The sequence below is a fragment of the uncultured Oscillibacter sp. genome, from assembly GCF_947654275.1.
GTDB lineage: Bacteria > Bacillota > Clostridia > Oscillospirales > Oscillospiraceae > Oscillibacter.
On record NZ_CANTJS010000009.1, the window covers coordinates 1 to 24,573 of the forward strand.

Genomic DNA, 24,573 nt, shown 5'->3' on the forward strand with positions numbered 1-24,573 from the left:
TCATCCTTCTACTGTTTTCTTCCTTTAATGTCCTACATGTATTGTACTCCTACAACCAGTTTGTGGAAAAGATGGAAGAAGGCATTGACAAACCTGCCGGTTTGTGGTATCATCTTCTCACTTTAGGGAAGGAGTGTTGTTTGTTCGCTGAGAGGCCAGGCAAAATCAGGCAAAGGTCAAAAAGCTGAAAAAGTAATTTTGAATATGTGATATGTTTTGGGATGTAGATGACTGTGAATCGCAGGGAGTACTATGTCCTTTTTTGCGTGCTCACAGGTCAAACAAAATTACTTTTGAAAGGCGGACACAATCATGAAAAATCAGAACACTCACAACCCCAATGGCTCCAGGAACACCGAGCGCCCCCAGATTCTCCCCCGTCAGCGCCTGCGGGAGCAGCTGCGGCAGAATGCCAACAGCTGCGCCGAGCGGCTGAGCCGTTCCGTGGGCCGTATGACCTCCTTCGACGCCTTGCCCTGCCCTGAGTACGGGGCCGAGGTGGACCAGGAGCGGGGTATCATTGACGAGCTCCTTTATATTCAGCACTGCCGTTCCGCTCTGGAGCGCTGTCTGGACAGTGGAAGCGCCCGCCTCCACTACCGGTGGGTGGATGGCCGCGTGACTACCACCAGCTTCCAGCGCATGCGTCAGGGGCGGGTCCGGGTTTTCGGGCTTCAGGCCCCTCGGGCGTGACGCCGTCAGGGCGGAGGGTATTTCCCTCCGCCTTTTTATATGTCCAAAAGCACGGGCCGGACGGACTGGGAAAACTAGGAAGAAAATCAAAAAACCGGTTTGGCAATGACAGCGGCGAATCCTCTTGCCATCCTGTGGGAAACCGGATGAAGAACGTCCGCCGCTTTATGAGGCCGGAGGCGGAAGCCGGCACAATTTTGGTTGACAAGAGGGGAATCCTCTGATAAAATACCTCACGTACAGCGATGAAGAGGCCCAGTACCCGCCAGGCCCTCCGCAAAGAGAGCCCCCGTCCGGTGAAAGGGGGAGGGAGGCAGGCGGCGAATACCCCTCGGAGCCGGCGCCCGAACGGGATTGTTTCCATCCCCAGTAGGCGCGCACCGGGTGCGCCCGTTACCGCGCTGCCGTGTGCCGGCACGGCCTGAGGCCGCTTTCGTGAGGAGGCGGCGAAGCAGAGGTGGTACCGCGAATGTATTCGCCCTCTGTCCCTTGGGACAGGGGGCTTTTTCTGTCCGGAAACGTATTTGGAAGGAGCAATTAACATGCAGATTTACGAAGAGCTGAGGGCCCGGGGCCTGATTGCCCAGGTCACGGACGAGGAGGAAATCCGGGAGCTGGTGAACAACGGGAAGGCTGTATTCTATATCGGCTTTGATCCCACGGCGGACAGCCTCCATGTGGGACATTTCATGGCGCTGTGCCTGATGAAGCGGCTGCAAATGGCCGGAAACCGGCCCATCGCCCTGATTGGCGGCGGCACCGGCATGGTGGGAGACCCCTCCGGCCGGTCCGACATGCGGCAGATGATGACCACGGAGACCATCGCTCACAATTGTGCCTGCTTCAAAAAACAGATGGAGCGGTTCATTGAGTTTGGAGACGACAAGGCCATTATGGTCAACAACGCCGACTGGCTGATGAAGCTGAACTATGTGGAGCTGCTGCGGGAGGTGGGGGCCTGCTTCTCCGTGAATAACATGCTCCGGGCGGAGTGCTATAAACAGCGGATGGAAAAAGGCCTCAGCTTCCTGGAATTCAACTATATGATTATGCAGTCCTACGACTTCTATCATATGTTCCAGACCCTGGGCTGCAACATGCAGTTCGGCGGCGACGACCAGTGGAGCAATATGCTGGGGGGCACGGAGCTGATTCGTCGGAAGCTGGGGAAGGACGCCTATGCCATGACCATCACCCTGCTCCTGAACTCCGAGGGCAAGAAGATGGGCAAGACTGCCAGCGGCGCGGTGTGGCTGGACCCCGCCAAGACCAGCCCCTTCGACTTCTACCAGTACTGGCGGAACGTGGGAGACGCCGATGTGCTCAAGTGCATCCGGATGCTGACCTTCCTGCCTCTGGAGGAGATCGACGCCATGGACAAGTGGGAGGGCAGCCAGCTGAACCGGGCCAAGGAAATCCTGGCCTTTGAGCTGACCAAGCTGGTCCACGGCACAGAGGAGGCGGAAAAGGCCCAGGAGACTGCCCGGGGTCTCTTTGCCGGCGCGGGCTCCACCGCCAACATGCCTTCTACCGAGCTGCCCGCCGCCAGGTTTGAGGGCGGGAAAATCGGGGCGATTGCCCTGCTGACGGCCTGCGGCCTGTGCTCCTCCAACAGCGAGGCACGGCGGCTGATCCAGCAGGGGGGCCTGACGGTGAACGAGAAGAAGATCACCGACCTGGAAGCCGCCTTTGACCAGGCGGATTTCCGGGGTGAGGGCGTTGTGATTAAAAAGGGCAAAAAAGTGTTCCACCGGGCCTATACCAAATAAGAGAAGGAAGAGGGCGGAAGCTGTAATGTTTCCGCCCTCTTCCTTCTTTCATCGATATAATTGAACAAAAGGAAATTTTTGTGCAATTATGGACCTTCAAAAATATTTTTACTCTATGAGATATTTTTGGATTTCTCCGGGTATTCCCTGTGAAAGGCCTTTCGAAGGAGAACTGCATATGCTGACAGAACAACAATTCACAGACGCCGCGGAGCGATATCTGGACATGGTCTACCGCATTGCGCTGAACTGGTTCAGGAGCCCCGCCGACGCGGAGGACGCGGCCCAGAACGCCATGCTCCGTCTCTGGCAGACAGACACGGAGTTCCGGCGGGAGGAGCATCTGCGCTACTGGCTGGTGCGGACGACTCTGAACGAGTGCAAACGGATATCCGGCCACCCCTGGCGGAAACGGATGGTATCTCTGGAGAACTGTCCGGAGCCGGTATTCTCGGACCCGGCCAGGCAGACCCTGTTTCAGGAGGTTATGGAGCTGCCCATGAAGTACCGCCTGCCGCTGTACCTCTATTATTACGAGGGTTACTCAGTGGACGAGGTGGGGGAGATGCTGCGCCTCAAGGCGTCTACGGTCCAGACCCGGCTGGCCAGGGGCCGGGCGAAGCTGAGAACACAATTGGAGGAGGTGTGAGCCGTGTTGTATCGAGAGATGTTTGACGAGGTTCATGCCCCCCAGGGATTGAAAGAGGAGGTTTTGAACATGACAAAACAGGATACGGCCCGCGTGGCCCGGAAGATTTCCACCGCCTTTGTGATCGCGGCAGTGCTGGCGGTGGTGCTGGCCGGAACGGCGCTGGCGGCGGTGGCAGGCGTGCCCCAGACCTTGCAGGAGTGGTTTAATCAGCAGTGGACAGAGTCCGGAGGCGAAGGGACGATGCCCAAGGAAGAGGCGGAGGTGATTGAGGGCCTGATCCAGCCGGTGGGGGTCACCCGCGTCAACAAGGGGATCAGCGTTACCCTGGATTCCGTCACCGCTGGAAAGAACAATATCTGGATGATTCTCAAGGTCAAGGGGGAGCCGCTGACCGGCGAATGGGAATTCGGGAGAATGAGCTTTGGTGGAAAGCTGATCGAGGAAGCCGAGGCAAAATCGCCGAATCAGGCCACCGTCAGCCAGCACAGCATGGATCTGCTGGGCACCATGGAGGACGGGACGGAGGTCTACCTGTTCAAGTACAGCGGCGGACCGGCGGGCGTCAATTACCTGGAGGGCGGCGAACTGGAGCTGCGGCTGCAGGATTTCTACCTGGAGGCCTCCATCGACGCCGCCGTGCCGGCGGGCATCCATGAGGACCCGATTCAGGTGTTCCCCGATGTGGAGGCGAGATGGGTTCTGCCCTTTACCCTGGAGTCCATGAAGGAGATGCCGGCCCTGACGGCGAAAAGCGCCAGCCTGAAGGGGACGGATACGGTATGGAAAGAGGGGAAGGAGGAACCGGAAAAAATCAGCAAGACCTTCACAGTCCAGAACATCCAGGTGACCTCCATTGGCTACAGCTATACAATTCCAAAGGAAGCCGCAGACTTCTGGTTTGACAATGTAAGCCTCCGGCTGAAAGGGGATGTGACAATCCAGGGAACGGAGGCCGCCCATGTGACAGTCCAGGGAGCGGAGGACGCCGCGCTAAAGCGGCAGGGCACCTGGGACCTGCCGGTAGATCTGTCCAAGGTGGAGGCCATCTGCTTCGGTGACGTGGCGATTCCGCTGAAACAGCCGGGAAAGTAATGCGCAAAAAAAGTGATGCGTAAAGAAAGTGATGCGCATACGCATAAAAAAGTGAAGTGTTTAAAAAGAAGCGCCTGCCAACAGGGCAGGCGCTTCTTTTTGTCACATTTCCCTCTGAAACCGGCGGAGCAGAATCGCCTCCAGAACGCCTTTCGCCGCAAACAGGACCCCCGCCGCCGCCGTCACTCCCAACGGCGCGTCCAGTCCGACGGACAGCCAGAACCACCCCAGCAAAGACCATTGCAGCAGGTCGCCGGACAGGACCTTGGAGCGGTTCCGGAGGGCAGTGTTCCGCTCGTCCCCGCTCTCGATCTGATTCCGCCGGGCCTCGGAGGGACTGGCCTCCTCGGACCAGAGGGCCAGCAGCCGGGGCACGCCAACGCAGGAGAGGGTGGTGGCCATGCCGAACAGGGCGGCGTTCACCCGGTAGGGGAGGCCGGAGTTTCTTAGTAGAAACGCTGCACCCACAAGGCAGAGACTGGCCACCAGCAGGAAGGTATACAATTTTTTTCGCAGACATGACATATCCTCCTTAAAGGTAAAGGCCTACATTTCCCGTTGATACCTGAGCAGCAAACACAACTCCAGAATACTCTTCGCCACAAAAGCAGCGGTTGTCAGCAGCGGAACCCACAACGGCGCATCCAGACCGATTGCCAGCCAGCCCGCCGCCATAACGGTCCATTGCAGGATGTCCCCGGCCAGAGCTTTGGCACGGCTCCGCAATGCGATGTTTCGTTCGTCATTTCGTGAAATTTCGTTTTGCCGGGCCAGGGCCGGGTTTTTGTACTCCTGCCGGAACAGCAGAAGCTGAGAAATACTCAGGCCGATCAAGCAGCTTCCAACGCCTGTCAACATCCCGCCAGCGCTGTCTGAGAGGCCGTAGTCCCTTAAAGCCAGCGCTGCTGCCACAAGGCACAGACCCACAACCAGCAGCACGATGTACAGCTTTTGTTTCCGCTTCATGTTATGTCCTCCTCGTAAATAAAAATTTCCTCAATGGTCAGCCCAAAATACCGGGCAATTTTAAAGGCCAACAGAATGGACGGGTTATACCGCCCGTTTTCCAGGGAGCCAATGGTCTGCCGGGAGACCTCCAGGGCGTCGGCCAGCTCCTCCTGCCGGAGGCCCCTGGCCTTCCGCAGCTCCTCCAGACGGTTTTTCATGGCAGCACCTCTTTTTTTGATATGGAAAGTTTGCTTTCCGTTTTCATCATACATCTCTGCAGCCAAAATGTCAAGCACACTTTCCATAAAATTTTCGCCGGGGAAGGGGCATAGAGTGGGACGGGCCCTCATAGAGTGGAGTAACCAAAGAAAGGGGGCCATGCCCTTGCGAAAAGATGTAAATATCGTGCGCTATGAAGAAGCCGCCGCCATCCTGCCCAGCCGTCTCCGGAAGCTGGCCCTGACCCTGACCGATGAGGAGAAGGCCGTGGCGGAGGAGCTGCGTCTGCGGGCCGGCCGGCCTTTGACCGTGCTGCTTCCCGCCGGTGAGGTCTCACTGGAGGTCCGGGTGGAGCCGGAGGAGCTGGAGACCCTTTGCGACATTGCCACTGAGTTTTCCCGTTACGCGGCGGCGGAGACTCTGCGGGAGGGTTACCTGCCGGTCCGGGGCGGCTTCCGGGTGGGCCTGTGCGGCACGGCGGTGATGAAGGAGGGGAGATGCGGCAATCTGAAAAATCTCTCCTCGGCTTCCATCCGCATTGCCAGAGAGAGGAAGGGCGTGGGGGACAAGCTGGCCCCGGCCCTGTTCCGGGACGGCGTGTTTCAAAATACCCTGATTCTCTCGCCGCCGGGAGGGGGCAAAACCACCCTCCTGCGGGACCTGATTCGGAACCTGTCCCAGGGGGCCGGGGACCAGGGGCCCCGGCGGGTGTCCCTCATCGACGAGCGGGGAGAGGTGGCGGTGATGCACCGGGGGGAGCCGCAGATGGACGTGGGTCCCTATACCGACGTGCTGGACGCCTGTCCCAAGGCCCTGGGCATCCCCATAGTCCTCAGGGCCATGAATCCCCAGATCATCGCCGTGGACGAGATTACCGTCCGGGAGGACCTGACCGCCATGAGCATGGCGGCGGGCTGCGGCGTGGGCCTGCTGGCCACCATTCACGCCGCCGGTACGGCGGAGCTGGTGCAAAAGCCCCTTTACCGCCAGCTGCTGGAATACGGCGTGTTCCGTCTGGCGGTGCGCATCGTCCACAGCGAGGGGAGACGGGCCTATGAGCTGGAGGAACTGCCGTGCTGACAAAGCTGCTGGGGGGCCTCTTCGTTTTGCTGGGCGGCGGTCTGGGCCGCTGGGCCCAGATGGCGGAGCGGCGGCGGAGAAGGGACACGCTTTCCGATTTCATCACCGCCCTCCGGCGGATGGGGGAGTCGGTGCGGATGACCAGAACGCCGCTGCCGGTTCTGCTGGAGCGCCTTTCGGCGGACTGCGGGCGGGACGCCGCCGTGTTCCTCCGGGGGGCGGCGGAGGCCGCCCGGCAGGGGGAGGACCTGCCTGCCCGGTGGCGGCGGCTGACAGAGGCGCTGCCGCTTGCCGGGGGGGACCGGGCGGCGCTGGCGGGACTGGGGCGCGACCTGCAAGGCGACGAGGAGAAGGTCTGTAAGGCGATTGCACTTGTCACGATTCGTCTGGAGCAAAGCGCCTCGGAGGCGGAGGGAACCCGCCGGGCGGAGGAACAGCGGGTGTCCGCCCTGTGGTTTTCCGCCGCGGCGCTGCTGGTGATTTTACTGATTTGAGGACGACGGTATGGATGTAGATTTGATTTTCAAGATTGCCGCCATCGGAATTCTGGTGGCGGTGCTGAACCAGCTGCTGGTCCGCTCCGGCCGGGAGGAGCAGGCCATGATGACCACTCTGGCGGGGCTGGTGGTGGTGCTGATGATGATGGTCCGGGAAATCAGCGCCCTTTTTGACCTCATCAAGACGCTGTTCAACTTCTAGCAATGGAACAGGTGATTCAGGCGGCGGTCCTCTGTGTGGTGGCGGCGCTGCTGGCGCTGGTGCTGAAGAAGGGGACCCCGGAAGCGGCGCTGCTGCTGACGCTGGGGGCTACCACGGTGGTTCTGCTGTCTCTGTCCAGGGACCTGAAGGCTCTGCTGGGCTTTCTGGAGGAGCTGGTGGAGGAGAGCGGACTGTCCGGCGCGCTGTTTGTGCCCCTTTACAAAACGGTGGGCATTGCCCTGGTGGTGAAGGTAGGGGGGAACCTCTGCCGGGACGCCGGGGAATCCGCCCTGGCCTCGGCAGTGGAGACGGCGGGGGCGGTGTGCGCTCTGCTGGCGGCCCTGCCGCTGCTGCGGGCAGTGCTGACCCTTTTACTGGAGCTGATGCAATGAAATTTCTTTTTTTCCGTACCCTGCTTTCCCGTGCCCGGCTTTTTTGCGCCCGGCTTTTTTGCGCCCGGCTTTTTTGCGCTCAACTTTTCCGCGCCCGGCTGCTTTGCGTCCTGCTGGGCTGCCTGCTTCCTCTGGCGCTGACGGCGGAGGCCCATGGGGCCGAGGTGCCCCGGGACTTGCTGGACGCCCTGCCGGAGGCGGCGGAGGACATTCTGGAGATTGGCGGCGCCGGGGCGGGACCGGAGGGCTTTACCGATGGAATCCAGGCGATTCTGGACTCTGTGAGCAGCCGGGCCGCCGCCGTCTTCCGGCAGCGCATCCGGGGCGCGGCGTCGATTTTGCTGGTGGTGGTGGCCTGCGGAGCGGTGGAGGGCTTTGCCCATGGGACCGCAGGGGACAAGGCCACGGTCTTTCTGCCCATGGCGGGGGCTCTGGCAGTGACGCTGCTGACGGCGGGGAGTCTGGACGACCTCATTGGCCTGGGGGCGGAGACCATCAGGGAACTGAACACCTTTTCAAAGCTGCTGCTGCCCACTCTGGCGGCGGCCACGGCGGCCTCCGGCGCGGTGACGACGGCCACCTTCCAGCAGGTGACCACCGTGTTCCTGGCGGACCTTCTGATGGAGCTGATCGACGGGCTGCTGATGCCCATGGTCTATCTGTACATCGGCGTGCTGGCCGCGTCCAGCTGCCTGCCGGAAAACCGTCTGGGGGGTCTGGCGGAGCTTTTGAAGAAGACGGTTACCTGGGTGCTGACCTCGGCGCTGCTGCTGTTCACGGTCTATCTCTCCGCTGTGCGGATCATCGCCGGGGCGGCGGACGGCACCACCGTGAAGGTGGCCAAGGCCGCCATCTCCGGCGCGGTTCCGGTGGTGGGGGGCATCATTGCCGAGGCCACGGAAACCGTGCTGGCCGGGGCGGGGATGCTGAAAAACACCATCGGCGTCGTGGGGATGCTGGCCATTCTGGCGGCCTGCGCCTATCCCTTTTTGCAGCTGGGGGTCCAATACCTGCTCTACAAGCTGTCGGCCTTCCTGGCTTCCGCCGTGGGGTCGCCCCACCTCTGCAAGCTCATCGACGGGCTGGGCGGGGCCTTCGGCCTGGTGCTGGGCATGACGGGGAGCTGCGCCCTGCTGCTGCTGATTTCTGTGCTGTCCTCCGTGGCGGCGGTGACGCCATGATCGGGGCGGTGGGAAGCTGGCTCCGCTCCGTGGCGGCGGTGACGCTGCTGCTGTCGGTTGTGCAGATTCTGATTCCGGAGGGGGCTTTGCGGAGGGTAGCCGGCTTTACCGGGGGGCTTCTTCTGCTGGCGGCGCTGCTCCAGCCGCTGCGGCGGGCGGACTTTGGCTGGCTGGGTCTGGACCTCACGGCGTACAGAGCGGAGATTGAGGCCCGGTCGGCGGAATTGTCCGCCTCGGAAAAAGAAGCCCTGGCGGACATCATAGAGGCGCGGACAGCCGCATATATATCGGACAAAGCGGACGCGCTGGGATCTCCTGTGGCGGTCCGGGTGGAGACGAGGCCAGGGGAGGACGGCGTTCCCCTGCCCTGGTCGGCGGAGCTGGAGGGCCCCCGGTCCCAGGCGCTGGCGGCCTGGGTGGAAGGGGAGCTGGGCATCCCGGCAGAGAGGCAGGTATGGCATGAAGGAAAAACAGGACAGGAAATCGGTTGAAGGGGTGCGAAAGATATGGGACAGATACAAATACGCAATCCTGGTGGCTCTGATCGGCGCGGGACTGCTGCTGTGGCCCGGCGGGGGTCTGCCGGTCCCGGAGGACCAGGCAGATACGGGGCAGGCCGCTTCGGAAAACGCGGAACGGGAGGTGCGGGAGCTTCAGAAGGAGATGGAGGAAATTCTCGGGACCATGAGCGGCGTGGGGCAGGTTCGGGTGATGCTGACGGTGGACTCCGACGGGGAACGCCAGCTGGCCCAGGACTCTCAGCTGAGCTACAGCGGCGACACCGCCGCGCCGGAGGACTATTCCCGCAGCTCCGAGGTTGTGTTGACCGGTGGCTCCGGCGGCGGCGCGGTGATTGTCCGGACGCTGTATCCCACCTATCGGGGGGCTCTGGTGGTCTGCGGGGGCGGGGACCGGGCGGATGTGCGCCTGGCGGTGACGGAGGCGGTGTCCGCCCTCACCGGGCTTCCCAGCGACCGCGTCACCGTGGCAAAATGGCAGTAATTATCTGGAGGAGGAAAGGACCCATGAGCGCAAGATGGAAACGGAACACAGTGGTAGCGACAATGGCGGTGCTGGTCTGCGCAGCGGTGGCGCTGAACTGGCGCTACAGCGGCCAGGAGGCCCTGGACGCGGCGAAGGAGGCCGGAACCAAAATTCTGGGAGAGGCCACCCTGGTCTCCGACCGGCAGGAGACGGAAAGCGGAGACGCCGGAGAGGCCGCGCAGACCGGAGGGGAAGCGGAGGCCGGTCCGGCGGACGAGGCGGGGGTCTATGCCGGTTCGGATTATTTCGCCTCCGCCCGTCTGACCCGCCAGCAGGCCAGGGACAACGCCATTTCCCTGCTCCAGGAGGCGGCGGAGCAGGAGAACGCCGCCCAGGATGTGGCCAATGAGGCCTCCGAGGGCATTCAGGTGCTGGCCTCCTATACGCTGAAGGAAGCCCAGATTGAAAACCTGGTCACAGCCAAGGGATATACCGACTGCGTGGCCTTTATGGGGGACAACAGCATCAGCGTGGTGGTGTCCACCGAGAGCGGAGAGCTGACGGCGGAGGACGTGGCCAAGATCACCGACATCGCCATGTCCGAAACCGGCGTGTCCGCCAGCGGAATCAAAATCATGGCGGCAAATTAGTAGTTGTATTTTCCGGGCGGGTATGGTAAAATAAACGGGATTCCCCGGCATTGGGGCCGGCGGCGCACTAAGGAACAGAGAAGGAGAGTTGCAGAATGGCCGAGAGCAAGGAGTATATGACCCTGCCGGAGGAAAATGGCAGCATCAATATTGCGGAGGAGGTCATCGCGGCGATTGCTGTGGGGGCCGTCCGGGATGTAGAGGGTGTATCCGGCATGATGACCAACCTGGGCGGCAGCGTCACGGACCTGGTGACCAACCGGAAAAACGCGCAGAAGGGCGTCAGGGGCGTGAAGATTGACATGACCGGCGCGGCTCTGGTGCTGGACCTGTATCTGACGGTCCGGTACGGACACCCCATCCCGGAGGTGGCGGGCAATGCCCAAAAGGCCGTCGCGTCCTCGATTGAGGCTATGACCGGCTGCGCCGTGGAGGCTGTGAACATTCACGTGTGCGGCGTAAGCCTGGAGTAAGCGCCGGAAAAGTCAGACGGGCCTGAAACCCAAAAGGGAACAAACACAAAGGACGGAAGCTGTATGGTACGGAATACCGCCCGAGAGATTGCCATTCATCTCTCCTATGAAATGAGTTTTACAGACAAGACCGCCGGGGAGCTGCTGGACCAGCGGCTGACGGCGGAGGCCTTTTCCGAGCTGGCCGGGGAGGACTCGATCTATGACGAGGTCCCCGGTCCCAAGCAGGCGGACTATATCCGCCGCCTGGTGGGGGGAACGGCGGAGCACGCCGCCGAGCTGGACGGGTACATTGCCAAGTACGCCAAGGGCTGGAAGTTTTCCCGCATACCCCTGGTGGCCTCCGCCATTATGCGGGTGGCCATGTACGAGGTGCTTTACATGCCGGACATTCCCACCGGGGCCGCCATCAACGAGGCGGTGGAAATCGCCAAGAAATATGAAACGCCGGAGACGGTGAAGTTCATCAACGGCATCCTGGGCAGCTTCGCCCGGGAGGAGATCACGGAATAAATCGGAACAGCAGAGCGGAGGCGGCGCGGAAGCGCCGCCATTCCGGCTCTGCTTTTTCCCGTGGGCGGTCCTATTTCAGCGTCATGGAGAGACCTTCTCCGGTCCGCAGGCCCAGGAGAAAGGCCTGAATGGCCGTGAACTCCATGCACTTTTCCAGAGACCGCTGCTGCGCGGGCACAAGCTCGTTTTTCAGCAGGTCGAAATGGAAGCCGTAATCTCCCGCTTCGGCGGCCCGGAGCTGGGGACGGATGTAGTTGGCGTAGAGCCACAGAGTAAAGTCTGACATAAAAACCACCTTTCTTCAAAATTTAGATGTCGTTCTACGAAATGGATTTCGCGTCCATAGAATAACATGAAACTCATTTCGTGTCAAGGAGATATTATGGAGTTTTCACAGAGATTGCGGGAGCTGCGGGCTGAGCGAAAGGAAACGCAGGTTCAGGTAGCTCAGGCGATTGAGATGACGAGCCGTCAATACCAAGGGCTTGAAGCGGGGACCAGTGTGCCGAATTTCTATAATTTATGCGCCCTGGCAGACCATTTCGGCGTCAGCCTGGACTATCTGGCAGGCCGGACCGATGTCAGGTGAGACAGCATGAAATTTCACGAGAGACTGCGGGAGCTGCGGGTCGAACGGAAAGAAACACAGGTCCAGGTGGCTCGGGCAATCGAGATTACGGACCGTCAGTATCAAAGATTTGAGGCAGGAGAGAATCTTCCTGGATTTGAAAATCTTTGGGCCTTGGCAGACCACTTCAATGTAAGTATGGATTATCTGACAGGCCGGACTGATATCAGGTGAGACAGTATGAAATTATACGAGAGACTGCGGGAATTGCGCAAGGAACGGAATGAATCACAAGTGAAAGTTGCCGAGGCTGTCGGCATTACGCCGCGCCAGTATCAGCGTTTTGAAGCAGGGGAGCAGAAACCCGGTTTCGACAACCTCTGCGCTTTGGCAGGCCATTTCGGCGTCAGCCTGGATTACTTGGCGGGCCGGACCGACCGGCGGACATGACTCCATGAGACCCACTGCTGTGGAGACCGCTTTCGCGGGGAACCAAAGAGGCTTTGCCTCTCTGGACGCTCCACCAGAGGGGGAGACCTCCTCTGGACTCCCCCATTACCGCCTTCTTCGTTAGAAAACGGTAGAGGCATTAAATTCTTTACTTGGTCTGCACGAACGGCAGAGGAAAGAGAAATACGCCAATTCAGTGACCGCCAGCTCCCGTTGAGCCGGGACGCGGGATAGAGACTTGCGTACAAGACTGCCGGCAGCTCTTGTGCGTCCTACATCCCTCATCATGGGGCCCCCGCCGAAACCCAGCGTCAGCGGTTTCGGTGGGGAAAGGAGGCGCAGCGGAACGGACGAGACCTGTCCCCCGCGAGACAGGGCGAGGGATGTGCAGCCTGCGCCGACGGCATCGGGGGGATTCAGGGGGGGTGTCCCCCCTGACGGGGATTCCAAAGGGGCTGGCCCCTTTGGCCCTCCACGGGAGTGGCCCCCCCACGGGAGTGGCTCCCACGGGAGTGGGCCCCCACGGCAGCAGTTTCACGCGAAAGCGGCCCGTGCTGTCAGCACAAGAGACTCCCCGCGCTGTCAGCGCGAGAACCGGCCTCACGGTCAAAGACTCCAGGCAAGGAGAGGTGAGCTATGGAACAGCATATTTACGGCGTCACGGAACTGAATCTGCTGGTCAAGCAGAAGCTGGACGGCGTTTCGGAGCTCCGGCGGGTTTTTGTCCGCGGGGAGCTGTCCAATTATAAAATTCACCCCACCGGACACCATTTTTTCAATCTGAAGGACCCCGACGGCGTGCTGAGCTGCATCATGTACGCCCAGAGCGCCGCCGGACTGCGGTTCCGGCCGGAAAACGGGATGCGGGTCATTTTGCAGGGCCGGGTCTCGGTCTTTCCGCGGAACGGCGCTTATCAGCTCTACTGCAATTCCATCACGCCGGAGGGGGCGGGGGAGCTGGCCCTGGGGCTGGAGCAGCTGAAGCGGCGGCTTTATGCCGAGGGCCTGTTTGACCCGGCCCACAAAAAGCCCCTGCCCCGGTTCCCGGAGAAAATTGCCGTCATCACCGCCGCCTCCGGCGACGCGGTCCGGGACATCATCCATATCCTGAAACGCCGCTATCCCTTGGCAAAGGTGCTGGTTCTGTCCGTCCACGTCCAGGGAGACCGTGCGCCGGCGGAGATCGTCGGGGCCATCCGCTATGCCAACCGCTGGCGGGTGGCGGACCTGATTATCACAGGCCGGGGCGGAGGGCCTGCGGAGGATTTATGGGCCTTCAACGATGAGCGGATTATTCGGGCGATTTATGAATCGGAGCTGCCGGTGATTTCCGCCGTGGGCCACGAGCCGGACGAGACCCTGGCGGACTTCGCTGCGGACGTCCGGGCCTCCACCCCCTCCAACGCGGCGGAGCTGGTGGTCCCCAATCAGGTGGAGGTGCTGCGCTTCCTGCGGGATACCGGCAGCTGGCTGGAAAAGCAGGAGTCCGCCCGGCTGGCGGCTCTGCGGCAGAGGCTGGATGCGCTGGCCTCCAAGCGGGTGCTGACGGACCACATGGCCTATATTCAGGACTGCCGCATGAGACTGGTCCATGTCCAGCAGCGGCTGGGGGACCTGGCCGGGGCGCTGGTGGAGCGGAAGCGCTTCCGGTTCGCCGCCCTGGCGGCGGCGCTGGACGCCATGAGTCCGCTGAAGGTTCTGAGCCGGGGCTATGCCATGGCCCAGGGGGCCGACGGGCAGATTCTTCGGAGCAGCCGGGACACAGAGCCGGGGGCCGATGTGAAGGTGACATTGGGAGACGGGGGCTTTACCTGCACCGTGAAGAGCCTTTTCGAGAAGGAGAGACCGATATGAGTGAACAGAAAACCATGACCTTTGAAGAGCAGATCAAGCGCCTGGAGGCCATTGTGGCGGCGCTGGAGAAGGGAGACGTCCAGCTGGCGGATTCCCTTGCGCTGTTTGAGGAGGGCACAAAGCTGATTGCAGCCTGTTCCAGAGAGCTGGACCAGGCGGAGCAGAGGGTGGTCCAGCTGGTAAAGGGCGCCGACGGCGCTCCCCAGGAACTGCCCTTTGATGTGCCGGAGGGCTGAGCCGTGGAATTTACCAAGGAGATGGAGGTGGCCCGGGCGCTGACGGAGGCCCGCCTGGCGGAGTTTTTTTCCGGCCGGGGCCTGGAGGAGGCCATGCGCTACAGCCTCCTGGCCGGCGGCAAGCGCATCCGGCCCATTCTGACCATGAAGTTCTGCGAGGCCGCCGGCGGAACCCTGGAAGAGGCGCTGGACTTTGGGTGTGCAGTAGAAATGCTTCACACATATTCCCTGATTCACGACGACCTGCCCTGCATGGATAACGACGATCTCCGCCGGGGCAGGCCCACCAGCCACAAGGTATTTGGCGAATGTACGGCGACGCTGGCGGGGGACGCGCTTCAGGCGGCGGCGTTTCAGACCGTCCTGTCCGCGGAAGGCTCCTGGCGGCACGGCGGGGGAGCCTGTAAGGCCCTGGCGGCGAAGGTTCTGGCGGAGGCTGCAGGCGTTCAGGGCATGTGCGGCGGCCAGTATTGGGACACCGTAGGCGACGGCCGGCCCCGCACGGTTGAGGAACTGACTGCCATCAACGATCAGAAGACCGGGGCCCTTCTCCGGGCGGCCTGCATGATGGGCGTCGCCGCCTCTATGGGGCGGCGGGCAGTGGAGGACGCCTGTATGGACGCCGCCCGGGACTACGCATCGAATTTGGGCCTGGCGTTCCAGATCAGAGACGATATCCTGGATACCACCTCCACCGCCGGCGAGCTGGGAAAGCCCATCGGCTCCGACGCCGCCAACGGCAAGACCACCTTTGTGACGCTGCTGGGAGTCCGGGCCTGTGAGAAACAGGTGCTGGACTATACGGAGCGGGCCAAGGAAGCCCTGTGCCGCTGCACCTGGCAGGGAGACGCGGAATTCCTTCTGGAGCTGGCGGACAGCCTGGCCCGGCGGGATCATTAAAAACCTGATAGGCCGCCCCGGAATCGGGCGGGAGCAGGGGGAACGTACTGTGGCAAAATGCAAGAACATCATTCACGTCATCCAGAGCAATATGGACGGGTTTTCCAAGGGACAGAAGCGCATAGCGGCCTATATTCTGGAAAACTACGATAAGGCCGCCTTTATGACCGCCAGCCGTCTGGGGAGCCTGGCGGGGGTCAGCGAATCCACGGTGGTCCGCTTCGCCTTTGAGCTGGGCTATGACGGCTATCCCAATATGCAGCGGGCTTTGCAGGAGATGATCCGGAGCCGCCTGACCTCCACCCAGCGCATTCAGGCGGCGGGGGACATTTTTTCCGGACAGGACGTGCTGCCTGCCGTGATTCAGTCCGACATTGACAAGCTCCGGCTTATGAGCAGTCAGGCCAATCAGAGCGAGTTTGACCGGGTGGTTGACAAGCTGATGGGCTGCCGGCACATCTACATTTTCGGCGTCCGGTCCTCTTCCTTTGTGGCGGGCTATCTGAATTTTTACATGCACCTGCTGCGGGAAAACGTCACGCTGGTGCAGTCCAGCGCGGCGGGGGAAATCTTTGAACAGCTTCTGCGCATTGGGCCCGGGGATGTGATGCTGGCCATCAGCTTCCCGCGGTACTCCAAGGTCACCATCAATACGGTGAAGTTTGCCCGGGACCGGGGGGCCAGTGTGGTGGCCATTACGGACAATGCTTCCTCTCCCATCTACCAGCTTTCGGACGCGGCGCTGCTGGCGCCCTGTGAGATGATTTCCTTTGTGGATTCCATGGTGGCCCCCTTGTCCCTGATGAACGCCTTGGTGGTGACCATCTCCAACCGGGTGGAAAAGGACATTTCCACCACCTTCTCGGAGCTGGAGACCATCTGGAACGAATACGGTGTCTTTGGAAGGATGGATGACGAATGAGGGTGCTTGTAGTGGGCGGGGGAGCCGCCGGGATGATGGCCGCCGTCTCCGCCGCGGAGGGGGGCGCCGGCGTCACGCTGCTGGAGCCCAACGAACGCCTTGGCAAGAAGCTGAACATTACAGGCAAGGGACGCTGCAACCTGACCAACAACGCCGGTCTGGAAGAGCTGCTGGCCAATGTCCCCCGGAATGGGAAATTCCTTTACAGTGCTTTTGCCCGCTTCAATGCCCAGGATACCATGGCCTTTTTTGAGGAACTGGGCGTTCCGCTGAAAACCGAGCGGGGAAACCGGGTGTTTCCGGTCAGCGACCGGGCCTTTGACGTCAGCGCCGCCCTGGAACGGCGTCTGAAAAAGCTCCGGGTCCGTCTGGTCCGGGACCGGGCGAAGGCCCTGGAGACAGAGGACGGCGCGGTCCGGGGCGTCCTGGGAGAAGGGGAGCGTTACCCGGCGGAGGCGGTGATTCTGGCTACCGGCGGCGTGTCCTATCCTGCCACCGGCTCCACCGGAGAGGGCCACCGGCTGGCGGAGGCCGCCGGGCACACCGTGACGCCCCTCCGGGGCTCTCTGGTGCCCCTGCGGGACTTTGGGCTGGGGAAGACCCTCCAGGGGCTCAGCCTGCGGAACGTGGGCCTTACGGTGTTTGAGAACAGCAAAAAAATCTACACGGATTTTGGTGAACTGGTCTTTACCCACTTCGGCGTCAGCGGGCCGCTGATTCTGTCGGCCTCCGCCCATATGCGGTATTTTGAGGAACGGGCCTATCATCTGGAAATTGACCTGAAGCCCGCCCTGGATGAGCAGGCCCTGGACCGGCGGCTGAGAATGGATTTCAAGAAGTACAGCAACCATGATTTCTGCAACGCTTTAAACGACCTGCTTCCTCAAAAGCTGATTTCGGAGATGGTCCGGGTCTCCGGCATCGACCCCAGGCAGAAGGTTCACGACGTCACCAAGGAACAGCGCCGGGGCCTGCTCCAGCTGCTGAAGCACTTCCCGGTGGTCATCGCCGGGCCCTGCCCGGTGGAGGACGCCATCGTCACCTCCGGCGGCGTCAAAGTGGGGGAGGTGGACCCAAGGACCATGGAATCAAAGCTTGTAAAGGGATTATACTTTGCGGGTGAAATTTTGGATGCGGACGCTTATACCGGCGGCTTCAACCTTCAGATCGCATGGTCCACCGGCCGTGCGGCGGGGCAGGCGGCGTCGAATTGCTTCGGGCCCCGAAAGCCGTAAGGCTTGGATTACAAAAGAAAAACAGGGAGGTTTCCTCTATGAGCACCATTCGCGTTGCCATTGACGGGCCCTCCGGCGCGGGAAAGAGCACACTGGCCCGGTCCGCCGCCGGAAAGCTGGGCTTTGTCTACGTGGATACCGGAGCCATCTACCGCACCATCGGCCTGTATGTTTTTCAAAATCACATCGACCCGGAGGACGGGGAGGCGGTGTCGGCGGCGTTGGAGTCGATTTACGTGGACCTGCGCTATGACGGAGAGGGGCGGCAGCAGATGCTGCTGAATGGCCGGGATGTGTCTCAGGACATCCGCCTGCCGGAGATTTCCCGCTTCGCCTCCGCCGTTTCCGCTCTGCCGGCGGTGCGGGCCCATCTGCTGGAGCTGCAGCGGGCTTTGGGGCGGGTCCACAACGTCATTATGGATGGCCGGGACATCGGCACGGTGGTGCTGCCGGACGCCGAGGTGAAGATTTACCTGACGGCGGCCCCTCAGGCCCGGGCGGAGCGCCGCTGCCGGGAGCTGGAGCAGCGGGGGACCCCCCAGCCCTTTGAGGAGGTCCTCAGAGATATCGAGGCCCGGGACTGGCGGGACACGCACCGGGCGGCGGCCCCCCTCCGGAAGGCGGAGGACGCGGTGCTGCTGGACACCACCGGGCTGGATTTTCAAGAGAGCGAGGCGGCTCTGCTGGACATTATTCGGGAAAGGACGGGCCTGTGAATGAAGCCATTTAACCGCGTGTTCGTCGTGATTTATTATGTTGTGGGCTTTATTGCCGGCATTCTGCACCCTGTCACGGTGGAGGGCATGGACCGCCTGCCGGACAGCGGCGTTCTGCTCTGCCCCAACCACGCCAGCAACTGGGACCCCATTCTGGTGGCGCTGAAGCTGCCCATCAACTACCGCCTTCACATTATGGCCAAGGAGGAGCTGTTCAAAAATCCCCTCTTGGGCTGGCTCCTCCGGAAGGTGGGGGCCTTTCCCGTCAGCCGGGGGAACAATGACATCAACACCATCCGAACGGCCATTCAATCCATCAAGGATGGAGATAATCTGCTGGTTTTCCCGGAGGGCACCACGATTCATGACGGCATCGGCTACACGGACGGCCTGCCGGCTCACGCCAAGGCCGGAGTGGCCATGATCGGCGTACGGACCGGGGCAAAGCTGGTGCCGGTGTTTGTGGACGGGGAAAAGAAGCTGTTTCACCGGACCCGCATTATCTTCGGTGAGCCCTACCAGCCCCATTACACCGGCCGCCGGGGGACCTCCGACGAAATGCAGAAAATTGCCGACGATATTTTAGCGGCGGCCTACGCTCTGGGAGGCCAGGCCGTGGGAGGAAAGCCGCTGTGATCCCGGCGGGAGCCGGGCCGGGCCGGGAGACACAGGAGAGGACGGGCGGACGGGTCCTGCTGGCGGAGAGCGCCGGATTCTGCTACGGTGTGCGCCGGGCGGTGGAGCTGGCCCAGGGGACCGCTGCCGGCTCCGGCGGCTGCTGGATGCTGGGGGATCTGATTCACAATACATATGTGGTGGAGGACCTGGCCCGCCGGGGCATCCGCCGGGCGGAGAGCCCCGACGCCATCAGGCCGGGGGACACCGTGCTGATTCGGGCCCACGGGGAGCGGAAGGAGGTTCTGGACCGTCTGAGGGCCCGGGGGGCCCGCTGTGTGGACGCCTCCTGCCCCAATGTCCGGCGCATCCAGACCCTGGCGGAGGAGGCGGAGGCGGAGGGCCGCCGGCCCGTCATCATCGGTGAGCCCCATCATCCGGAGGTGGCGGGCATTGCCAGCCGGTGCGTGAACCCGCTGATTTTCCAGGGGCCGGAGGCTGTGAGGGAGTGGCTGGCTCAGGCTCCGGAGCACCGGGAGACGCCTCTGACGGTGGTGGCGCAGACCACCTGTATTCGTGAACTTTTTGAAACTTCTTGGAAAATCATAAAAAAAGAGTGTACAAACGCAAAAAAATTTGATACAATATGCAATGCTACGCAAAAGCGTCAGTCCGAGGCGGCGGTCATCGCCTCTCAGGCGGACGTGATGGTTGTGGTGGGAGACCGTAAAAGCGCCAACACCAAACATTTGACAGAGATTTGCAGGAGGAGCTGCCCCAGGGTTATTCAGATTGAGACCGTGGACGAGCTCCCGCCGGATTTGTTCGATGATTGCGCTGTTGCCGGTCTTACGGCCGGTGCCTCCACGCCAGCGTGCATCATTAAGGAGGTATATGCAGCAATGAGTGAAGAAATCAAAGCGGTCGAGAGCAAAGAGGAGTCCTTTGAGGAACTGTTGAACCAGTCCTTCAAAACTTTAAATACAGGGGAGAAGGTAACCGGCATTGTCACCGCCATCACTCCGACGGAGGTGCAGGTGGATGTGGGCGCCAAGCAGGCGGCTTACATCAAGTTCAACGAACTCAGCGACGACCCCAGCGCGAAACCCGAGGACATTGTCAAGGTCGGAGACGAAATTGAGACCTACATTGTCCGTGTCAACGATGTGGAGGGCTACGCCGAGCTCTCCAAGAAGCGGCTGGACGCCGTGAAGGTCTGGGAGAATATCGAGCAGGCCGTTGAGGAGAAGACCGTGCTGGAGGGCACCGTCACCGAGGAGAACAAGGGCGGCATCGTGGTCTCCGTCAAGGGCGTGCGGGTGTTTGTCCCCGCTTCCCAGAGCGGCCAGCCCCGGGGCGCCGATCTCTCCGCCATGAAGGGGCAGAAGGTTCAGCTGCGGGTTACCGAGGTGAACCGTGCCCGCCGCCGGGTGGTGGGCTCCATTCGTTCTGTATCCGATGAGGCCCGCCGTGCCGCTCAGGAGGAAATCTGGGCCAACATTGAGGCCGGCAAGCGTTATACCGGCACCGTAAAGTCCATGACCAGCTATGGCGTGTTTGTGGATATCGGCGGTGTGGACGGCATGGTACATATCTCCGAGCTGAGCTGGAGCCGGATTAAAACGCCCTCCGAGATCTGCAAGGTTGGGGACACCATGGAGGTTTATGTCATCTCCTATGATCCCGAGAAGCGCAAAATCTCCCTGGGCGTCAAGGACCACGACGTGGACCCCTGGCAGGTCTTCATGGACAAGTACGCCGTGGGCGATGTGGCCTCTGTCCGCGTTGTCAAGCTGATGACCTTCGGCGCCTTTGCCGAAGTGGTCCCCGGTGTGGATGGCCTGATTCACATTTCTCAGATTGCCGACCGCCGCATCGAGAAGCCCGAGGATGTGCTGTCCGAGGGTCAGATTGTGGACGCCAAAATTACCGCCGTGGACGAGGAGCGCAAGAAGATTTCCCTGTCCATCCGCGCCCTGCTGGTGCCCTCTGTGGAGGAGACCGAGGACGACGGGGCGGAGGAGTAAGCCCTCCGAAGCGCATCCCCCAATAGGTAAAAGGGCAGGCCCTCCGGGCCTGTCTTTTTTCGAAAATCATGTTATTTTTTTCACGTTTGCATTGCAAAGCCGGAAAAAAGCTGTTATACTGAATTTGTATTGGAAAATATTTGGCATGAACCCCGCGGAACCCCGGAGGACCCGAAGCGATTCCCCCTGAGGGAAGTACATCATTCATATTTAATATATTGGAGGAATTGAACATGAGCTATCAGCAGGAATACCGTCAGAAGCTGACCAGCGCTGAGGAGGCGGTGAAGGTCGTTAAATCCGGCGATTGGCTGGATTATGGCTGGAGCGTCTGTTCCCCGAACGCCCTGGATACAGCCCTGGCCGCCCGAATGGGGGAGCTGACGGACGTGAACATCCGGGGCGGCATCCTGACCCGCCGGCCCGCTATTTTCGACGTAGCGGACCCCGCCGGTCATTTCGCCTGGAACTCCTGGCATATGAGCGGCGTGGAGCGCAAGGCCATTAAAGAGGGGTTCGCCTATTATATCCCCCTGCGTTATTCTGAACTGCCCGGCTATTACCGGAACTGCATCAAGACGCTGGACGTAGCCATGTTCCAGGTGGCCCCCATGGACGAACACGGCTGGTTCAACTTCGGCCCCGGCGGCTCCCACCTGAAGGCGGTCTGCGAGTGCGCCAAGACCATCATTGTTGAGGTCAACAAAAATATGCCCGTGTGCCTGGGCGGCTTTGAGAACTGCGTCCACATCAGCGACGTGGCCATGATTGTGGAGGGGGAGAATCCCCCCATGGAGACCCTGGGCGGCGCGGGAACGGCTTCCGAGGTGGATCTGGCCGTGGCCAATCTGGTGGTTCCGGAGATTGAGGACGGGGCCTGCCTCCAGCTGGGCATTGGCTCCATGCCCAGCGCCATCGGCAAGATGATTGCCGAGTCCGATTTGAAGAACCTGGGCGTTCATACGGAGATGTATGTGGACGCTTTTGTGGACATGTCCATGGCGGGCCGCATCACCGGAGCCTGCAAGCCCTTTGACCGGGGCCGGCAGACCTATGCCTTCGCCGCCGGCACCCAGAAGCTCTATGACTTCCTGAACAACAACCCCGAGTGCATGGCCGCTCCGGTGAGCTATGTAAACGATATTGCCCGGGTGTCCCAGATTGACAAGTTCACCTCCATCAACGGCGCGGTGGACATCGACCTCTACGGACAGGTGTCCTCCGAATCCTCCGGCATCAACCACATTTCCGGAGCCGGCGGCCAGCAGGATTTCGTCATGGGCGCATACCTTGCCAGAGGCGGAAAGAGCTTTATCTGCTGCTCCTCCTCCTTCATGGACAAGAAGACCGGCCAGCTGAAATCCCGCATCCGTCCCACCCTGGTGGAGGGCTCCGTGGTCACGGCTACCCGGACCAATCTCCACTGGATTGTGACGGAGTACGGCAAGTTCAACGTCAAGGGCAAGTCCACCTGGGAGCGGGCCGAGGGACTGATCTCCATTGCCCATCCGCAGTTCCGGGACGAGCTCATTGCCGAGGCGGAGAAAATGCACATCTGGCGGCGCTCCAGCAAGCGCTGAGCCCCTGGTCCGGAAGCCGCGCCGGCAGCGGTTTGCCGGAGAACCGGCATGAAGCAAACGCCTGTCCGCCTCTGAGGGCCGTGTATTTAAATCCCGCCTCTCAGCCCCGCGGAGGCGGACAGGGATGGTCAAGAAGCAAACCCACGGAGTTTCCCCAGTATTTCTTTCCTGGTCTGGCAAAGCGCCTGCCCCACAATTGTGGGGCGGGGGCACGCGAAATCTGTAACCTGGCATGTCCTGTGCGAGAAGCAGACGTCTATGGCGGCTAACAGCCGCAGCAGGGAAAGGGGGACCCATGTTTGGAATCGGCGACCTGATCGTGCACCCGATGCACGGCGCCGGCGTCATTGATGATGTCATTCAGGAAAAGGTGGCGGGCGTAACCAAGGAATACTATGTCTTTAAGATGCCTGTGGGCGGACTGATTTTGAAAATTCCCACCGCAAATTGTCAGGCCATAGGAATCCGCTCCATCATCTCCCATGAGGAGGCGGAGGCGTTTTTTGAGGGCCTCGCCTCTCTGGAGGTGGAATCCAACTCCAACTGGAACAAGCGCTATCAGGAGAATCTGACGCGTCTGAAAAGCGGCGACCTCAACGAGGTGGCCCGGGTCGTCAAGGGTCTGATGCGGCGGGAGTCCCGCCGGGGCCTGTCCACAGGGGAGAGGAAAATGCTCCACAGCGCCAAGCAGATTATTATTTCGGAGATTGCATTGGTGGAGGGCGGCGACTACCATTCGGTGGAAGCCCGGCTGGACCGCGCCATTATGCAGCCGGGCAAAATCCGCCAGCCCTCCTGAGGCTGGGGGGAGAGGAACAAAAACTGATGGCGGAAAGGCGGGAGAAGCCCATATGATTCCATTTTGGAAGAAGATACGGGAGACGAGCCGCCCCGGCTGCGCGGCCCTGGTGGTTGCGGCGGGAAGCTCCCAGCGCATGGGCGGGGTCAATAAGCTGTTCCAGCCGCTGGACGGCGTGCCGGTTCTGGTCCGGACGCTGACGGCGCTGGAGCGGGCCCGGCGGGTGGACGAGATCATCGTCGCCGCCCGGGAGGAAGACCTGCTGGAGATTTCCCGGCTTTGCAGGGAGTACGGCATCAGTAAATGTGTCAGAGTGGTGCGGGGAGGAGAAACCCGGGTCCACTCCGCGCTTCAGGCGGCCCTGGCAGCCTCGCCGGACATGGAGTTTCTGGCGGTGCAGGACGGGGCCCGGCCTCTGGCAACGCCGGAGCTGATCGACCAGGTGATTGCCGCCGCCGTCCGGTGCGGCGCTGCCGCGCCTGCCGTCGCGGTGAAGGATACCGTGAAAGCCGTCCGGGAGGACGGCGGCGTGACGGAGACCCTGGACCGGGGACGGCTGCGGGCGGTTCAGACCCCCCAGGTCTTTGACGCCGGCCTGCTGAAGGCGGCGCTGCAATCCGCTCTGGAGCGGGGCAGTCCGGTGACGGACGACGCTTCCGCTGTGGAGGAGATGGGGAAGGTCGTTTTCCTGGTGGAGGGCGACGAGGAGAACCTGAAAATCACCACCCCCATGGACTTGATTCTGGCGGAGGCAATTGTGAAGGCGCGGGAGGACAGACAATGACGAACCTGCGGATTGGACACGGCTATGACGTCCACCGCCTGACCGAAGGGCGGAAGCTGATTCTGGGCGGCGTGGAGATTTCCTGGGAAAAGGGCCTGCTGGGCCACTCCGATGCGGACGTGCTGACCCACGCCGTCATGGACGCCCTGACCGGCGCGGCCCGGCTGGGGGACATCGGGAAACTGTTCCCGGACACAGACCCGGCCTATGAGGGCATTTCCAGCCTGAAGCTGCTGGAGGAAACGGGCCGTCTTCTGGAGAAAAGGAGCTATGCCGTGGTGAACATCGACGCCGTGCTTCTGGCCCAGGCACCGAAGATTGCCCCCTATAAGGCCCGGATGGCGGAGAATATCGCCGCCGCTCTGGGCATTGAGGCGGAGCGGGTCAACGTCAAGGCCACCACCGAGGAGGGCCTGGGCTTCACCGGCGACGGCTCCGGCATGGCGGCCCACGCCGTGGTGCTGGTGGAAAAAACGGGGGACGATGGGAACTCATAATACTGCGCAGCTGTACAAATGCTGCACGAAAAATTGCACAAAAAC

Annotated in this window: 33 protein-coding genes; 29 read left to right on the forward strand and 4 right to left on the reverse strand. The window is 61.4% G+C overall.

All coding sequences use genetic code 11. The annotated features are described in order from the left end of the window. The first annotated feature begins 312 nt into the window (after positions 1-312). The 4 genes from Q0063_RS03665 (at position 313) to Q0063_RS03680 (ending at position 4,206) form a co-directional block, all read left to right on the forward strand. Positions 313-693, forward strand: coding sequence for a hypothetical protein (locus Q0063_RS03665; protein ID WP_297870621.1), 381 nt, complete (start codon positions 313-315; stop codon positions 691-693). A 542-nt stretch (positions 694-1,235) separates the two neighbouring features. Next, a complete protein-coding gene (gene tyrS, locus Q0063_RS03670) occupies positions 1,236-2,462 on the forward strand; it encodes a tyrosine--tRNA ligase (protein WP_297870622.1) in 1,227 nt (408 codons plus the stop codon). A gap of 178 nt (positions 2,463-2,640) precedes the next feature. Next, the gene (locus Q0063_RS03675) at positions 2,641-3,111 is read left to right on the forward strand and encodes an RNA polymerase sigma factor (RefSeq protein WP_297870623.1); all 471 of its coding nucleotides are present in this window, start codon (positions 2,641-2,643) and stop codon (positions 3,109-3,111) included. 69 nt (positions 3,112-3,180) lie between these two features. Then, a complete protein-coding gene (locus Q0063_RS03680; protein WP_297870624.1) occupies positions 3,181-4,206 on the forward strand; it encodes a DUF4179 domain-containing protein in 1,026 nt (341 codons plus the stop codon). A gap of 102 nt (positions 4,207-4,308) precedes the next feature. Here Q0063_RS03680 and Q0063_RS03685 read toward each other — a convergent pair whose 3' ends face one another. From Q0063_RS03685 to Q0063_RS03695, 3 genes are read right to left on the reverse strand one after another with little or no spacing between them, the layout of a single operon-like run. Next, a complete protein-coding gene (locus tag Q0063_RS03685) occupies positions 4,309-4,731 on the reverse strand; it encodes a hypothetical protein (protein WP_297870625.1) in 423 nt (140 codons plus the stop codon). A gap of 21 nt (positions 4,732-4,752) precedes the next feature. Beyond that, positions 4,753-5,172 (reverse strand): hypothetical protein, encoded by a 420-nt coding sequence (locus Q0063_RS03690; RefSeq protein WP_297870626.1) that lies wholly within the window; start codon positions 5,170-5,172, stop codon positions 4,753-4,755. Next, the gene (locus tag Q0063_RS03695) at positions 5,169-5,372 is read right to left on the reverse strand and encodes a helix-turn-helix transcriptional regulator (RefSeq protein WP_297870627.1); all 204 of its coding nucleotides are present in this window, start codon (positions 5,370-5,372) and stop codon (positions 5,169-5,171) included. The genes Q0063_RS03690 and Q0063_RS03695 overlap by 4 nt, the downstream gene beginning before the upstream one ends. Positions 5,373-5,532: 160 nt before the next feature. On the opposite strand from Q0063_RS03695, the gene Q0063_RS03700 reads away from it, so the two are divergent. From Q0063_RS03700 to nusB, 10 genes are all read left to right on the forward strand, one after another. Beyond that, the gene (locus Q0063_RS03700) at positions 5,533-6,453 is read left to right on the forward strand and encodes a stage III sporulation protein AA (RefSeq protein WP_297870628.1); all 921 of its coding nucleotides are present in this window, start codon (positions 5,533-5,535) and stop codon (positions 6,451-6,453) included. Continuing rightward, the gene (locus Q0063_RS03705) at positions 6,447-6,947 is read left to right on the forward strand and encodes a stage III sporulation protein AB (RefSeq protein WP_297870629.1); all 501 of its coding nucleotides are present in this window, start codon (positions 6,447-6,449) and stop codon (positions 6,945-6,947) included. The genes Q0063_RS03700 and Q0063_RS03705 overlap by 7 nt, the downstream gene beginning before the upstream one ends. Before the next feature lie 10 nt (positions 6,948-6,957). After that, entirely contained in the window at positions 6,958-7,152 is a 195-nt protein-coding gene (gene spoIIIAC / locus Q0063_RS03710; RefSeq protein ID WP_297870630.1) for a stage III sporulation protein AC, read from the forward strand. Positions 7,153-7,154: 2 nt separating this feature from the next. Further along, the gene (locus Q0063_RS03715) at positions 7,155-7,544 is read left to right on the forward strand and encodes a SpoIIIAC/SpoIIIAD family protein (protein ID WP_297870631.1); all 390 of its coding nucleotides are present in this window, start codon (positions 7,155-7,157) and stop codon (positions 7,542-7,544) included. Further along, complete coding sequence (locus Q0063_RS03720) at positions 7,541-8,725, forward strand: stage III sporulation protein AE (protein ID WP_297870632.1); 1,185 nt, start codon at positions 7,541-7,543, stop codon at positions 8,723-8,725. Before Q0063_RS03715 ends, Q0063_RS03720 begins: the two co-directional genes overlap by 4 nt. Beyond that, the gene (locus Q0063_RS03725; RefSeq protein WP_297870633.1) at positions 8,722-9,216 is read left to right on the forward strand and encodes a stage III sporulation protein AF; all 495 of its coding nucleotides are present in this window, start codon (positions 8,722-8,724) and stop codon (positions 9,214-9,216) included. The genes Q0063_RS03720 and Q0063_RS03725 overlap by 4 nt, the downstream gene beginning before the upstream one ends. After that, positions 9,185-9,727 carry a stage III sporulation protein AG gene (locus Q0063_RS03730; protein WP_297870634.1) on the forward strand — a complete coding sequence of 181 codons (543 nt, stop codon included), beginning with the start codon at positions 9,185-9,187 and terminating at the stop codon, positions 9,725-9,727. Before Q0063_RS03725 ends, Q0063_RS03730 begins: the two co-directional genes overlap by 32 nt. A gap of 23 nt (positions 9,728-9,750) precedes the next feature. Then, the gene (locus tag Q0063_RS03735; RefSeq protein ID WP_297870635.1) at positions 9,751-10,359 is read left to right on the forward strand and encodes a SpoIIIAH-like family protein; all 609 of its coding nucleotides are present in this window, start codon (positions 9,751-9,753) and stop codon (positions 10,357-10,359) included. 95 nt (positions 10,360-10,454) lie between these two features. Beyond that, the gene (locus Q0063_RS03740) at positions 10,455-10,832 is read left to right on the forward strand and encodes an Asp23/Gls24 family envelope stress response protein (protein ID WP_297870636.1); all 378 of its coding nucleotides are present in this window, start codon (positions 10,455-10,457) and stop codon (positions 10,830-10,832) included. 63 nt (positions 10,833-10,895) lie between these two features. After that, positions 10,896-11,345 carry a transcription antitermination factor NusB gene (nusB, locus tag Q0063_RS03745; protein ID WP_297870637.1) on the forward strand — a complete coding sequence of 150 codons (450 nt, stop codon included), beginning with the start codon at positions 10,896-10,898 and terminating at the stop codon, positions 11,343-11,345. A gap of 70 nt (positions 11,346-11,415) precedes the next feature. On the opposite strand, the gene Q0063_RS03750 is transcribed toward nusB, so the two are convergent. Next, complete coding sequence (locus Q0063_RS03750) at positions 11,416-11,631, reverse strand: hypothetical protein (RefSeq protein WP_297870638.1); 216 nt, start codon at positions 11,629-11,631, stop codon at positions 11,416-11,418. A gap of 96 nt (positions 11,632-11,727) precedes the next feature. On the opposite strand from Q0063_RS03750, the gene Q0063_RS03755 reads away from it, so the two are divergent. From Q0063_RS03755 to ispF, 15 genes are all read left to right on the forward strand, one after another. Continuing rightward, entirely contained in the window at positions 11,728-11,934 is a 207-nt protein-coding gene (locus Q0063_RS03755; protein WP_297870639.1) for a helix-turn-helix domain-containing protein, read from the forward strand. Positions 11,935-11,940: 6 nt separating this feature from the next. Further along, positions 11,941-12,147: a helix-turn-helix domain-containing protein gene (locus Q0063_RS03760; protein ID WP_297870640.1), complete on the forward strand. Its 207-nt coding sequence runs from the start codon at positions 11,941-11,943 to the stop codon at positions 12,145-12,147. Positions 12,148-12,153: 6 nt separating this feature from the next. Further along, positions 12,154-12,363 (forward strand): helix-turn-helix domain-containing protein, encoded by a 210-nt coding sequence (locus Q0063_RS03765; RefSeq protein WP_297870641.1) that lies wholly within the window; start codon positions 12,154-12,156, stop codon positions 12,361-12,363. 636 nt (positions 12,364-12,999) lie between these two features. Then, a complete protein-coding gene (xseA, locus tag Q0063_RS03770) occupies positions 13,000-14,217 on the forward strand; it encodes an exodeoxyribonuclease VII large subunit (protein WP_297870642.1) in 1,218 nt (405 codons plus the stop codon). Next, positions 14,214-14,453 (forward strand): exodeoxyribonuclease VII small subunit, encoded by a 240-nt coding sequence (gene xseB / locus Q0063_RS03775; protein ID WP_297870643.1) that lies wholly within the window; start codon positions 14,214-14,216, stop codon positions 14,451-14,453. Before xseA ends, xseB begins: the two co-directional genes overlap by 4 nt. 3 nt (positions 14,454-14,456) lie before the next feature. Next, entirely contained in the window at positions 14,457-15,353 is an 897-nt protein-coding gene (locus Q0063_RS03780; RefSeq protein WP_297870644.1) for a polyprenyl synthetase family protein, read from the forward strand. Between the two features lie 49 nt (positions 15,354-15,402). Then, entirely contained in the window at positions 15,403-16,275 is an 873-nt protein-coding gene (locus Q0063_RS03785) for a MurR/RpiR family transcriptional regulator (protein WP_297870645.1), read from the forward strand. Then, positions 16,272-17,510, forward strand: coding sequence for an NAD(P)/FAD-dependent oxidoreductase (locus tag Q0063_RS03790; protein WP_297870646.1), 1,239 nt, complete (start codon positions 16,272-16,274; stop codon positions 17,508-17,510). The genes Q0063_RS03785 and Q0063_RS03790 overlap by 4 nt, the downstream gene beginning before the upstream one ends. 38 nt (positions 17,511-17,548) lie before the next feature. Beyond that, positions 17,549-18,226, forward strand: a complete 678-nt coding sequence (gene cmk / locus Q0063_RS03795; protein ID WP_297870647.1) for a (d)CMP kinase — start codon at positions 17,549-17,551, stop codon at positions 18,224-18,226. Continuing rightward, the gene (locus tag Q0063_RS03800) at positions 18,227-18,862 is read left to right on the forward strand and encodes a 1-acyl-sn-glycerol-3-phosphate acyltransferase (protein WP_297870648.1); all 636 of its coding nucleotides are present in this window, start codon (positions 18,227-18,229) and stop codon (positions 18,860-18,862) included. Continuing rightward, positions 18,859-20,868 (forward strand): bifunctional 4-hydroxy-3-methylbut-2-enyl diphosphate reductase/30S ribosomal protein S1, encoded by a 2,010-nt coding sequence (locus tag Q0063_RS03805; RefSeq protein WP_297870649.1) that lies wholly within the window; start codon positions 18,859-18,861, stop codon positions 20,866-20,868. The genes Q0063_RS03800 and Q0063_RS03805 overlap by 4 nt, the downstream gene beginning before the upstream one ends. A gap of 233 nt (positions 20,869-21,101) precedes the next feature. Continuing rightward, on the forward strand, positions 21,102-22,448 hold the full coding sequence (locus tag Q0063_RS03810) for a butyryl-CoA:acetate CoA-transferase (protein WP_297870650.1): 1,347 nt from the start codon (positions 21,102-21,104) through the stop codon (positions 22,446-22,448). 295 nt (positions 22,449-22,743) lie between these two features. Then, the gene (locus tag Q0063_RS03815; RefSeq protein ID WP_297870651.1) at positions 22,744-23,247 is read left to right on the forward strand and encodes a CarD family transcriptional regulator; all 504 of its coding nucleotides are present in this window, start codon (positions 22,744-22,746) and stop codon (positions 23,245-23,247) included. A 52-nt stretch (positions 23,248-23,299) separates the two neighbouring features. Further along, positions 23,300-24,031: a 2-C-methyl-D-erythritol 4-phosphate cytidylyltransferase gene (gene ispD / locus Q0063_RS03820; RefSeq protein WP_297870652.1), complete on the forward strand. Its 732-nt coding sequence runs from the start codon at positions 23,300-23,302 to the stop codon at positions 24,029-24,031. After that, on the forward strand, positions 24,028-24,528 hold the full coding sequence (ispF, locus tag Q0063_RS03825) for a 2-C-methyl-D-erythritol 2,4-cyclodiphosphate synthase (protein ID WP_367180323.1): 501 nt from the start codon (positions 24,028-24,030) through the stop codon (positions 24,526-24,528). Before ispD ends, ispF begins: the two co-directional genes overlap by 4 nt. The last annotated feature ends 45 nt before the right edge of the window (positions 24,529-24,573 follow it).